The organism is Gilliamella sp. W8136 (genome assembly GCF_016101285.1).
GTDB classification, from domain to species: domain Bacteria; phylum Pseudomonadota; class Gammaproteobacteria; order Enterobacterales; family Orbaceae; genus Gilliamella; species Gilliamella apicola_N.
This window is the reverse complement of the sequence record NZ_JACFQU010000002.1, coordinates 80,463-92,424: the sequence shown is the minus strand read 5'-3', so window position 1 is coordinate 92,424 and position 11,962 is coordinate 80,463. Positions and strand designations below refer to the sequence as shown.

Annotated in this window: 12 protein-coding genes; 4 read left to right on the top strand and 8 right to left on the bottom strand. The window is 34.4% G+C overall.

Annotated features, from left to right (window positions below; all coding sequences use genetic code 11):
- The first annotated feature begins 42 nt into the window (after positions 1-42).
- Positions 43-939, top strand: coding sequence for an EamA family transporter RarD (gene rarD / locus H3T96_RS01635; RefSeq protein WP_144091834.1), 897 nt, complete (start codon positions 43-45; stop codon positions 937-939).
- A 48-nt stretch (positions 940-987) separates the two neighbouring features.
- Here rarD and pflA read toward each other — a convergent pair whose 3' ends face one another.
- The 5 genes from pflA to H3T96_RS01610 all read right to left on the bottom strand — a co-directional run bounded on the left by pflA (position 988) and on the right by H3T96_RS01610 (position 6,768).
- Positions 988-1,746 (bottom strand): pyruvate formate lyase 1-activating protein, encoded by a 759-nt coding sequence (gene pflA, locus H3T96_RS01630; protein ID WP_039127059.1) that lies wholly within the window; start codon positions 1,744-1,746, stop codon positions 988-990.
- A 275-nt stretch (positions 1,747-2,021) separates the two neighbouring features.
- Positions 2,022-4,304 carry a formate C-acetyltransferase gene (pflB, locus tag H3T96_RS01625; protein ID WP_039127042.1) on the bottom strand — a complete coding sequence of 761 codons (2,283 nt, stop codon included), beginning with the start codon at positions 4,302-4,304 and terminating at the stop codon, positions 2,022-2,024.
- A 68-nt stretch (positions 4,305-4,372) separates the two neighbouring features.
- Positions 4,373-5,221 (bottom strand): formate transporter FocA, encoded by an 849-nt coding sequence (focA, locus tag H3T96_RS01620; RefSeq protein ID WP_039127041.1) that lies wholly within the window; start codon positions 5,219-5,221, stop codon positions 4,373-4,375.
- Positions 5,222-5,419: 198 nt separating this feature from the next.
- Positions 5,420-6,490 carry a membrane-bound lytic murein transglycosylase MltC gene (gene mltC / locus H3T96_RS01615; RefSeq protein WP_039127038.1) on the bottom strand — a complete coding sequence of 357 codons (1,071 nt, stop codon included), beginning with the start codon at positions 6,488-6,490 and terminating at the stop codon, positions 5,420-5,422.
- 8 nt (positions 6,491-6,498) lie between these two features.
- Entirely contained in the window at positions 6,499-6,768 is a 270-nt protein-coding gene (locus H3T96_RS01610; RefSeq protein WP_039127035.1) for an oxidative damage protection protein, read from the bottom strand.
- Between the two features lie 216 nt (positions 6,769-6,984).
- On the opposite strand from H3T96_RS01610, the gene H3T96_RS01605 reads away from it, so the two are divergent.
- The 3 genes from H3T96_RS01605 (at position 6,985) to H3T96_RS01595 (ending at position 9,881) form a co-directional block, all read left to right on the top strand.
- A complete protein-coding gene (locus tag H3T96_RS01605; RefSeq protein WP_144091833.1) occupies positions 6,985-8,196 on the top strand; it encodes an aspartate aminotransferase family protein in 1,212 nt (403 codons plus the stop codon).
- Positions 8,197-8,263: 67 nt separating this feature from the next.
- Positions 8,264-8,875 (top strand): ribosome biogenesis GTP-binding protein YihA/YsxC, encoded by a 612-nt coding sequence (gene yihA / locus H3T96_RS01600; RefSeq protein ID WP_039127030.1) that lies wholly within the window; start codon positions 8,264-8,266, stop codon positions 8,873-8,875.
- Positions 8,876-8,891: 16 nt separating this feature from the next.
- Entirely contained in the window at positions 8,892-9,881 is a 990-nt protein-coding gene (locus H3T96_RS01595; protein WP_144091832.1) for a serine/threonine protein kinase, read from the top strand.
- Between the two features lie 81 nt (positions 9,882-9,962).
- On the opposite strand, the gene H3T96_RS01590 is transcribed toward H3T96_RS01595, so the two are convergent.
- From H3T96_RS01590 to H3T96_RS01580, 3 genes are all read right to left on the bottom strand, one after another.
- Entirely contained in the window at positions 9,963-10,259 is a 297-nt protein-coding gene (locus H3T96_RS01590) for a GIY-YIG nuclease family protein (RefSeq protein ID WP_025314747.1), read from the bottom strand.
- Positions 10,260-10,481: 222 nt separating this feature from the next.
- Positions 10,482-10,853, bottom strand: a complete 372-nt coding sequence (locus H3T96_RS01585) for a hypothetical protein (protein WP_025314746.1) — start codon at positions 10,851-10,853, stop codon at positions 10,482-10,484.
- A gap of 74 nt (positions 10,854-10,927) precedes the next feature.
- A complete protein-coding gene (locus tag H3T96_RS01580; protein WP_144091831.1) occupies positions 10,928-11,962 on the bottom strand; it encodes a zinc-dependent dehydrogenase in 1,035 nt (344 codons plus the stop codon).

Sequence of the window (11,962 nt, the reverse complement as noted above, 5' to 3'; positions counted from 1 at the left end):
CGCTAATCATTAGCGCTATTTTTTATTAACAAAGGTGAAAGAATGATAAAGGGCGTTGCGCTTTCAATATTTGCATCATGTCTTTTTGGTTTACTATATTACTACCCTGTTCTATTACAACCATTGTCAGTTGTTGATATTTTTTGTTGGCGATTATTAACCTCCTTTCCCGCAATAATTATACTAATTATTGTCGAAAAACAGTGGTCAGCTATTATCAATTTATTTATGCGAATTAAACAACAGCCACTGATTTTAATTGGTCTAATATTTTCTTCATTTCTGTTGACCATCCAAATGTTAATTTTTATTTGGGCTCCGATCAATGGACATGGATTATCAGCTTCATTAGGCTACTTTTTACTGCCATTAACGATGGTCATTTTCGGGCAAATATTTTATAAAGAAAAGCTAAGTATTTTTCAAAAAATAGCAGTCGTGCTCGCCAGCATAGGTGTTGTTTTGGAAATTTATATAACTGGCGCGTTTTCGTGGGAAACAGCCGTTATTGCATTGGGTTACCCAATTTACTTTATGACACGCCGTAAATTGCAAATAGAGGGCATTTCAGGGACATTTTCCGATTTCTTTTTTATCTTTGTAGGCTGCCTTATTTATTTTATTTTACACTACTCTTTTAATCAGGTTATAAGTGACCTATCTCACTTTCATATTTTTATTCCAATGCTCGGTATCATTACTGCCATTGCTTTTGCCATGTATTTTGTTGCGAGACGGTTATTACCACTTGGTTTATTTGGATTACTGGGATACGTAGAGCCAGTACTGCTAACTCTTGTTTCGGTGTTATTTTTGCATGAATCGGTATCTAAAGAGCACATCGTTCCATATGGGCTTATTTGGTTATCCGTTTGTGTTTTGGCTTTAGAAGGTGGTATTTATCTATTACGTGCGGTAAAGCGCAAAAAATTAAAATAAATACAAATAAGGCACCATTATAGGTGCCTATTAAGTGTCGATAGCTTATTACTTACTGAATGTTACTGGTTGACCATAACTTTCTATAATCGCTTGGATTCTATCAAGTGTTTCACGAGGAGGCGCTTCTACTCCTTGTAATTTGTATTCATCCCCCATGGTATCCCATTTATAAGCGCCCATCTTATGATAAGGAAGTAGTTCCACTCGTTCAATATTATCCATACCTTCAATAAACTTACCCAGTAAATGTGCTGAGTCGTCGTCGTCCGTCCATCCAGGAACCACTACGTAGCGGATCCAAGTCCGTTTATTAATTTTTTGTAGATGTTTGGCAAATTCAAGAACACGTTTATTAGGTACTCCGACAAGTTTTTGATGGATTTCATCATTGACTTGTTTCAAGTCAAGCATCACTAAGTCTGTGACATCTAAAAGATCATCAACCGTTTGGTCTAACTGTCTAGCATAACCATTAGTATCTAAACACGTACTGATGCCTTCTTCATGGCAGGCTTTAAACCATTCAGTGATAAATTCAGATTGTAAGGTAGCTTCGCCACCTGATGCTGTAACACCACCGCCATTAGGCATGATAAAACTTTTATAAGAAACAATTTCTTTCATCAGTTCTTCAACAGTGACTTCTCGCCCAGCTTTTAAATCCCAAGTGTCACGATTATGGCAGTACAAACAGCGCATTAAACAGCCTTGAAAAAAAACAATGAAGCGAATTCCAGGACCATCAACAGTACCAAAGGATTCAAAAGAATGAATACGACCTTTTATAGGTAGTTTCGTTGTCATAATAATGTTTTGTTCCATAAATATTCTCTAATAATTACTCACATTGCTTTTTGCTTTATATTTTAATTCTTATTCTAACTCAGATAATACTTTGCATACACCAATTGCATTAATTGATATGTTTTGTTTTTGACTAAATTATACAAAAAACAACCATATTTAATAATGCTTGCTGTACTACAATTTTGTTAACTTTAAAACAGCAATTTTTGCTACTTAATAAAAAAATAGCGCCTTAAAGGCGCTATTTAAGTTTAGTTTTTCAGTTAACCAAATTACATTGATTGAGTGAAAGTACGTGTAATAACGTCTTTTTGTTGCTCTTTAGTTAATGAATTGAAACGCACTGCATATCCAGATACACGAATTGTTAATTGTGGATATTTTTCAGGGTGTTCCATCGCATCTAATAATGTTTCACGGTTTAATACGTTAACATTTAAATGCTGACCACCTTCTACAGTAGCTTCATGATGGAAATAACCATCCATTAAACCTGCTAGGTTACGTTTACGTGCATCATCATCTTTACCTAAAGCATTTGGAACGATAGAGAAAGTATATGAAATACCATCTTTAGCGTAAGCAAACGGAAGTTTAGCAACAGATGTTAATGAAGCAACCGCACCTTTTTGGTCACGTCCGTGCATTGGGTTAGCACCTGGTCCGAATGGAGCACCAGCGCGACGACCATCTGGAGTATTACCAGTTTTCTTACCATATACAACGTTTGAAGTAATGGTTAATACTGATTGAGTAGGAATTGCATTACGATAAGTTTTAAGTTTTTGAATTTTCTTCATGAAACGTTCAACTAAATCAACAGCAATATCATCTACACGCGGATCATTGTTACCGAATTGTGGATATTCACCTTCGATTTCAAAATCAGTTGCTAAACCATCTTCATCACGGATCGTTTTCACTTTCGCATATTTAATTGCAGATAATGAGTCAGCTGCAACAGATAGACCAGCAATACCACAAGCCATAGTACGAATAACATCACGGTCATGTAACGCCATTAATGATGCTTCATAGCTATATTTGTCGTGCATATAGTGAATAGCATTTAAAGCTGTCACGTATTGTTTTGCTAACCAATCCATAAAGTGATCTAAACGAGCGAACACTTTATCAAAATCAAGATATTCGTCAGTGATTGGATCTTCTTTAGGACCAACTTGCATTTTTAATTTTTCATCCACACCGCCGTTGATTGCGTATAGAAGAGTTTTTGCAAGGTTAGCACGAGCACCGAAGAATTGCATTTGTTTACCGACAATCATTGGGCTTACACAACACGCAATTGCATAGTCATCGTTGTTAAAGTCTGGACGCATTAAATCATCATTTTCATATTGTAATGATGAAGTATCAATTGATACTTTAGATGCGAATTCTTTAAATCCACTTGGTAAGTGTTCTGACCAAAGGATAGTCATGTTTGGTTCTGGTGATGGACCCATTGTATATAAAGTATTTAAGAAACGGAAAGAAGTCTTAGTTACTAATGTACGGCCATCAATACCCATACCAGCGATAGATTCAGTTGCCCAAATTGGATCACCAGAGAATAATTCATCATATTCAGGTGTACGTAAGAAACGAACCATACGTAATTTCATCACGAAATGGTCAACAATTTCTTGTGCTTCTTGCTCAGTGATTAGACCTGCTTCTAAATCACGTTGGAAATAAATATCAAAGAAAGTCGAAGTACGACCTAATGACATTGCTGCACCATTTTGAGATTTAACTGCAGCTAAGTAACCAAAATAGGTCCATTGAACAGCTTCTTGTGCCGTTGTAGCTGGAGCTGAAATATCAAAACCATATTTTGCAGCCATTTCTTTAATTTGACCAAGTGCACGATGTTGCTCAGCAATTTCTTCACGACGTTGCATGGTCATTGGTAAATCAACACCATTTTCAAAGTCAGCTTGTAAAGAAGTGAATTGAGCAAATTTATCTTGCATTAAGTAATCAATACCGTAAAGTGCCACACGACGGTAGTCACCAATGATACGACCACGGCCGTACGCATCAGGAAGACCAGTAATAACACCTGATTTACGACAACGAAGGATATCTGGAGTATAAATATCAAACACACCTTGGTTGTGGGTTTTACGATATTCAGTAAAGATTTTTTTGACTAATGGATCTAAAGTTCTATCGTAAGCTTTACAAGAGTTTTCAATCATCTTGATACCACCAAACGGGATAATAGCTCGTTTTAATGGTTTTTCAGTTTGTAAACCAACAATCTTCTCTAAATCCTTTTCGATATAACCCGCATCATGAGCAGTGATAGTAGAGATTACACTTGTATCAAAATCAACTGGTGTATGAGTGGAGTTTTCAAATTTGATGCCTTCCATCACTTTGTCCCACAATTTAGTGGTAGCATCGGTAGCGCCAGCTAAGAAAGATTCATCACCCTCATAAGGTGTGTAATTTGTTTGAATGAAATCACGAACATTGACATTATTTTGCCAATCACCTTCTTTAAATCCTTTCCAAGCCTTTGCTTGTACTTCGTTTAAATTACTCATAATTATTAACCTCAGGTTTACAAAAATACCTATTTATCCTCTCCAATATGAGGATAAATATCTTAAAATCAATGTGGTTTACGTAAATATAAAGCCCAATATGGTAGCGCAACAGCTAACCCACCTAAAATATTCCCAATTGTTACAGGAATTAGATTATTTAGAATAAAATGCTCTACAGTTAGATCTTTAAATGTATCTGGTGATACCCCTACTGCAGTCCAAAACTCAGGAGATGCAAAATTATTAATCACAATTCCCATAGGGATCATAAACATATTTGCAATGCTATGTTCAAAACCGCTAGCAACAAACATTGCTACAGGTAAAACCATAATTAACATTTTATCAAGTAAGCTACGTCCAGCATAACTTAACCAAGCTGCCAAACAAACCATCAAATTAGCCAATAAACCAAGAAAGACGGCTTCAATAAAAGTATGGTGTAACTTATGATCCGCTGTTTGCAGGACATTTAATCCCCACAATCCATTAGCAACCATATATTGACCAGAAAACCAAATAACTGTTACAAACAGTATAGCACCAATAAAGTTACCAACATAGACTAAAATCCAATTACGGATCATTTTCTTCCACGTAACTTTATGAGTCATTTTAGGTAATATCGTTAATACCGTTGAAGTAAACAGATCAGCACCACAACAAACAACCAACATTAATCCTAATGAGAAACAGATGCCACCAACTAGTTTGGCTAAACCAAAAGCAACAGTTGCGGTGCCAGTTGTTACGGTAATATAAAATACGAAAGCAATAGAGATAAACACACCTGCAATAATAGCAGATAAAATCGTACTACATGGGTGTTTACTTAATTTGTAGTTGCCAAGGTCTTCGGCAATTTGTGTCATTTGTGCGGGGGAATATGAATCCACAAGTTTATCGGTACTCAAACTAACATCCTCAAAAAAACTAGGGTTTTATGAGACGCATAGTATACTCAAAATTTGAAGTAGATCACGTTTTTTTTATTAAAAAATTTTTAAACCACAAAAATCTTATTTTTTTAAAGATATTACTGCCGATAAAATTATAATTTCATTCTTAGTTCCTTATCTTATCAGTGATAGCTATTATTAGATAACATAATGTTATCTGTTATCTAATATATTACTTACTTTTATCAAATAGTTACGTGATTCTTGAGAAACATGTGATGTGACTAATTTTCGAAAAACTTGTTGTGGTGTCATTGAATTTATAATATCAATTGCGCGATCACGATCATTAGAAAACGTACGCAATACACTACCTGCCCCACCATTATAAGAAGTAATCATTGCATACCTTAAAGATACAGGATTATTAATACCTGCCAAATATTTCGTTTTTAATAATGATAAATAAGCGGTACCCATATCGACATTATTACGAGGATCAAGTAAATATTTCCTAGTTGGTTCTCCGGATTTACCACGTAATTGGAAAATATCACGTCCTGCAGTATGCTGCTGAACTTGCATTAACCCAAGCGCGTCCGAGCGACTTACCGCATAAGGGTTAAAAGCAGACTCGACTTCCATAATTGCTAAAATTAAACGCTCATCAATGAAATAGCGGTTTGAAGCTTCCGTCACCAATGGTAAGAATTTTCTTGCTCGTTCATTAATGTGATTCGGAACCAATTTAATTTCCACATAAGTAATGCTGTGCATGCCCGATGGGCGAATTTTCAAGTTATTAGCCAGCACATAATCAGCAAAATTATTCGCTCGACCACTCCAACGAATAGGTTGCCGTTCTTGGTCTAATACTTGATTGTATAAGAAAGGCTCTTGTGATAAATCTTGACTAATTTTATCATGACGTATGATATCGACAGGTTCGGGCATTAGTAATGTTGAAACTATCGCTTCTTTTAACGATTCTATGGGAGAATCAGACAAAGTTTCAATTGTTATCACACCAGAAACAAAGTTGATATGAACTCGAGTTTGTAAATTATCCTCATACTGAACATAATCTTTTGGGCCAGCGATAAGGACTTCCTGAGGCCCCCAAATTTCTTCTATATTATTCGCATATTGACCAATTAAAATATTGAAAGCATTGGTGTCTTTAATATAAAAATCTTCATTATTCTTAGATGAATTACCACCTGAACATCCATTTAAAAGGCTCATTGCTATAAACAACGTAATGATCTTTTTATTGTTTTTCATGTTATACCTCAGTTTTGGGGTTTATATCCATCAATAACAACTTCTTCACCTTCAAATAAAAATTTAATCATTTCTGCTTCAATCTGTTTACGATGCTCTGGATTCATCATATTAAGTTTATTTTCGTTAATTAACATGGTTTGCTTTTTGAGCCATTCTTGCCATGCAGGCTTTGATATTTCATTGAAAATTCGTTTACCAAGTTCACCAGGATAAAGCTGAAAATCTAAACCGTCTGCTTCTTTTTTTAAATAATGGCAATAAATAATACGACTCATTTTTAACTCTTTTAGATGCAATTAACCAACAGAATTCGATTATACCTGAAAATAATTAAAGAAAAGAAGTAAATTATTGAATATGTTTTGAATTTAAAATTTTTTTACAGATGAATATTAATTCATTATATTTGAATAATTATTTACTTTACTCTGCTATTAATTAGCATAAAATAAATGGTAATTCATTCAATAAAAACAGATAAGGATTTAACAATGCAGCCAAAGATCACACGCCAACTATTTGATAAGATCATTTTACCCGTTTATGCGCCAGCCCAATTTATACCAGTTAAAGGGAAAGGTAGCCGAGTATGGGATCAAAATGGTGAAGAATATATTGATTTTGCTGGTGGTATTGCAGTCAATGCCCTTGGTCATTGCCATCCTAGACTAGTTAAAGCATTGCATGAACAAAGTGAAAAAATATGGCATGTTAGTAATGTTTTTACCAATGAGCCAGCCTTAAATTTAGCACAAAAACTTATTGATAATACTTTTGCTGATCGCATCTTTTTTGCCAATTCTGGAGCAGAAGCAAATGAGGCGGCTTTCAAATTGGCTCGCTATTATGCTATTGAAAAATACAATCCTTATAAAACTAAAATTATCGCCTTTCATCAATCTTTTCATGGACGAACATTTTTTACAGTCTCTGTCGGTGGTCAAGCTAAATATTCAGATGGTTTTGGTCCAAAACCTGCTGACATTATCCATGTTCCATTTAATAATCTGGATGCAGTAAAAGCAGTGATAGACGATCATACCTGTGCCGTTGTGCTAGAACCTGTACAAGGTGAAGGGGGATTAACCTGCGCATCACTTGAGTTTTTACAAGGTGTTCGCGAGCTTTGTGATAAATATCATGCCTTACTCATTTTTGACGAGGTTCAATGTGGAATGGGCCGAACTGGAAGCTTATATACTTATCAACAATATGGTGTAACACCTGATATTTTGACTTCTGCCAAAGCGCTTGGGGGTGGATTTCCAATTAGTGCTATGTTAACAACAGAAGACATTGCTACAGTAATGCATCCCGGCGTCCATGGTACAACTTATGGCGGTAATCCTTTGGCCTGTGCAGTTGGTTGTGAAGCATTCGATATCATTAACACCGCAGAGGTTTTAGAGGGGGTACAAAAACGTCGTGCAATCTTCATTGAGCATCTTGAAAACATTAATGATAAATTTAGAGTATTTCGAGAATATCGGGGTAAAGGTCTATTATTAGGGGCAGAGTTACAACCAGAATTCCACCATAAAGCCCGTGATTTTTTAAATGTTGCAACAGAATTTAAAGTGATGATATTAAATGCAGGGCCAAATGTGTTGCGTTTCACGCCATCGTTAATTATTTCGGAAGAAGAGATTCGAGAAGGCATGATGCGATTAACAAAAGCAGTCGAAAAAGTTGTCAATGCTTGAGTTTTTCTATACAGTAGCGGCATTTAAATCAATTAAGTGCCGTTAAAGCATTTAAAGGATACTTTTTATGACTGATATTCGTCCATTAAATTATGCAAAAACACATTTTATTTTAAGTGCTCCAGATATTTCTCATTTACCCAGTGATAGTGGTGTAGAGGTAGCATTTGCTGGTCGATCTAATGCAGGTAAATCCAGCGCACTCAACACATTAACTAACCAGAAGTCTTTAGCTCGTACGAGTAAAACACCTGGGCGAACCCAATTAATCAATCTTTTTGAGGTAGAAAAAAATTGCCGTTTAGTGGATTTACCGGGTTATGGCTATGCCCAAGTTCCTGAAGCGATAAAACGCCAATGGCAAAAATCGCTAGGAGAATATTTACAAAAACGCGAAAGTTTATTGGGGCTAGTTGTTTTAATGGACATAAGACATCCTTTAAAAGATTTAGATCAACAGATGATTCAATGGGCAGTTTCGGTTGAAATTCCAGTCATGTTGTTACTGACTAAAGCGGATAAACTTGCCTCTGGTGCTGTTAAGAAGCAAGTTAATATGGTAAAAGAAGCCATTTTACCTTTCCAAGGTGATATTACTGTTGCACCATTTTCATCACCTAAACGAGTTGGACTTGAAGCATTAAAACAAAAACTAGATGAATGGTTTAATCAACAGTAACTAGAGGAATCATTCAATGGATAGTTCAGCATTTTCATTTCAATTATTATCACCCGATCTTATTGTCGAGAGTTTGGCTTCAATTGGCATATATATAGATTCGGGTTTAACGGCTTTAAATAGTTATGAAAATCGCGTCTATCAATTTCACGATGAAGAACATAAACGTTATGTTGCAAAATTTTATCGTCCTCATCGTTGGAGTCGAGAACAAATACTTGAAGAACACCAATTTACTGAACAATTATACCGTGCTGATATTCCTGTAGTGTCGCCACTCGTAATCAATAATAAGACATTACATGAATATCAAGGCTATCTATTCGCTTTATTTCCTAGTTTGGGTGGTAGACCCTATGAAATGGATAATCCAAATCAAATGGAATCGGTAGGTACGATGATTGGTCGTATACATCAAATTGGTGCAACTGAAACTTTTTCATACCGCCCAACTATTGGACTTGAGGAATATGTTTATCGCCCGCAAGAGATCTTATTATCCTCAACCTATATTCCCAATAGCATTCAACTCGATCTCAAAACAGTATTGAGCAAGCTGATCAAAACGATTGAACAATATTGGCATAATGATTGGCAACCAATACGATTACATGCTGATTGCCATGCTGGTAATATTTTGTGGCGTGATGATAATGCTATATTCTTAGATTTTGATGATTCTCGTAATGGCCCAGCAATTCAAGATCTTTGGATGTTGCTCTATGGTAATCAACAAGAACAACGCCTACAGTTAGATGAACTGCTTGAATTGTATCAAGAGTTTTATGATTTCGATAAAGAACAACTTAAATTGATTGAGCCTTTACGAGCAATGCGAATAATTCATCATCTGGCATGGATTATTGAGCGTTGGCAAGATCCAGCCTTTCCTATTGCCTTTCCATGGATAACTGATATTGATTTTTGGAAACGACAACTATCTGAATTCAACCAACAGATAAATGCCCTTAAAGCGCCACCATTACAATTGATGTCGATATTCTAAATATTAACTGATAAAGTAAATAATAAATCCAAATAGATTGCGGTTATAAATCCAAAACTTTGCATAAAATTAATTAGTCGATTATTGATTGAGTAATGTTAATAAATTAGTTAAGTCTGGAGAGTTTGCAACCAATTGTTCTTTTTTCAGCTTGGAAAGTTGCTTTATACGATACTCTAATTTTAAAGCGGTAGACCTGTCGCCAACTTTTATTTGATAAACAACATAAATATCTTTATGACCTTTTAGATATTTAGCGCCACGACCATTTTGATGCTGCTGTAACCGCCTAGATACATCTGTTGTGATTCCAGTATACAATGATTGGTTAGATGTTCTAATAATATATAAAAACCATGTTACAGCGTTATTTTGCATAATAATATTTTTTATAACTAAGATACAAATTGGGTATGATAACACTGATTGTGTATAAATATATTTTTATATGCTTTAGTTATTAACTTAATCCGATGTATTTCTTTTAAAAGAAGTCGAGAAGTTTACAAACATTATTAAAATTATTGTAGTTGATTCAAATCTGTTGAACCATGGCTGATAAAGCAAAAATTGATATTTTTCAGTCTAGAAAAATCATTATTAATTGTTTTTAGTAGAAAAATATTTTTTTAGACTAATTGATTTAGTGACATAAATAAAAAGTGAAAAATAGATTAGAAAGTAGATCATGTTATTACTAGTTCCTATTTCTTGGTAAGACAGATAAGTAATTTCTGCCATAGTGGTAATTAAGCAAAGAACAAAATAATAAGATAGAAAAATCGGTGCTTTAGTATTTTTTTTAATGATTAAATTGATTAAAAATACGATAGAAGACAATATCACTAAATAGAGTAACGTTGACAAAATATCAAATTGATATTCAGTAAAATTTAAATATAAGGCATAACTAATAGAAAAAAAGTTAAACAATAATACTGTTAAAATCAGAATAATCGGTATCTTTTTCATCGGTGCTACCTTTCTTTAAATTTTACTCATTTCATAATTTCAAAAGTCTAGTAAATATAAATAATAATACTGTTCTAAACTTCAGCTTTAATAATAACTTTTAATACTGGCTGTTCTGGGTTCGTTGATATATCAATAGCTTCGCTTAATTTATTTAATGGATAAACATGGGTTATCATCTCTTTTGTGTTGAGTTTCCTTTTTTCAAGTAGATCTAACGCCTCAGGAAACTCATACGGTGTAACGGAATAGGTTCCAATAATGGATATCTCATCTTTGAAAAAACGACTGACATCAAGTGTGACTAATTTATTTTTATCAAATCCTGAAAATACGATTATTTTACCAGCTCTTCTTACCATATTAACGGCATCTGCAACTAAAGAGGAAACACCAGCAGCAATAACTATTACATCGACACCTTGACCATCAGTGATTTTATTCACCTCATCTATAATATTTTTTTCCTTAATATTTATTGCATAATCACAACCAACGTTTAGTGCTTTTTGTAATTTAAATTCTGACATATCACTGACAATCACTTTATTGGCGCCTTTAATCTTGGCTAATTGAGCATGTAATATCCCAATTGTTCCTGCTCCCATGATTAAAATACTATCATTTGGTCTAATATCTGCTTGCTTTAATCCATGTAAACAACAGGCAATAGGTTCGATTAATGTAGCTTCTTCATCGGTTACATTATTTGAAACTTTATGAGTTAAATGGTTCAAATGTAATTTAGGGATACGAATAAACTCAGCAAATCCACCGGGATCGATATTATTGGTTCTAAATTGTTCACAAATCGTATAGTGTCCTTTATTACAATAGTGACAAGTAAAACAAGGGACATGTATAGCAGTGATCACTCTATCCCCTATCTCAAACTTGCTAACATTTTTACCTTTTTTGACAATTTCACCGACAACTTCATGTCCTAAAACTGTAGGTTTATTGACTGAATCACCACGAATCTTTTGAATATCAGTACCGCATAAACCACATGCAAGCATTTTTATTAATACTTCATTATCGGAAATTTCAGGAATAGGAAGATCTTCTGTTCTTAAATCATTTTGCTTATAACACACTGACGCTTTCAT

Coding starts and splice junctions, on each gene's coding strand:
- H3T96_RS01580 (WP_144091831.1), bottom strand. CDS start 11,962: ATGAAAGCGTCAGTGTGTTATAAGCAAAATGATTTAAGAACAGAAGAT.
- yihA (WP_039127030.1), top strand. CDS start 8,264: ATGACTGATATTCGTCCATTAAATTATGCAAAAACACATTTTATTTTA.
- rarD (WP_144091834.1), top strand. CDS start 43: ATGATAAAGGGCGTTGCGCTTTCAATATTTGCATCATGTCTTTTTGGT.
- H3T96_RS01585 (WP_025314746.1), bottom strand. CDS start 10,853: ATGAAAAAGATACCGATTATTCTGATTTTAACAGTATTATTGTTTAAC.
- H3T96_RS01595 (WP_144091832.1), top strand. CDS start 8,892: ATGGATAGTTCAGCATTTTCATTTCAATTATTATCACCCGATCTTATT.
- H3T96_RS01590 (WP_025314747.1), bottom strand. CDS start 10,259: ATGCAAAATAACGCTGTAACATGGTTTTTATATATTATTAGAACATCT.
- mltC (WP_039127038.1), bottom strand. CDS start 6,490: ATGAAAAACAATAAAAAGATCATTACGTTGTTTATAGCAATGAGCCTT.
- pflB (WP_039127042.1), bottom strand. CDS start 4,304: ATGAGTAATTTAAACGAAGTACAAGCAAAGGCTTGGAAAGGATTTAAA.
- H3T96_RS01610 (WP_039127035.1), bottom strand. CDS start 6,768: ATGAGTCGTATTATTTATTGCCATTATTTAAAAAAAGAAGCAGACGGT.
- pflA (WP_039127059.1), bottom strand. CDS start 1,746: ATGACAACGAAACTACCTATAAAAGGTCGTATTCATTCTTTTGAATCC.
- H3T96_RS01605 (WP_144091833.1), top strand. CDS start 6,985: ATGCAGCCAAAGATCACACGCCAACTATTTGATAAGATCATTTTACCC.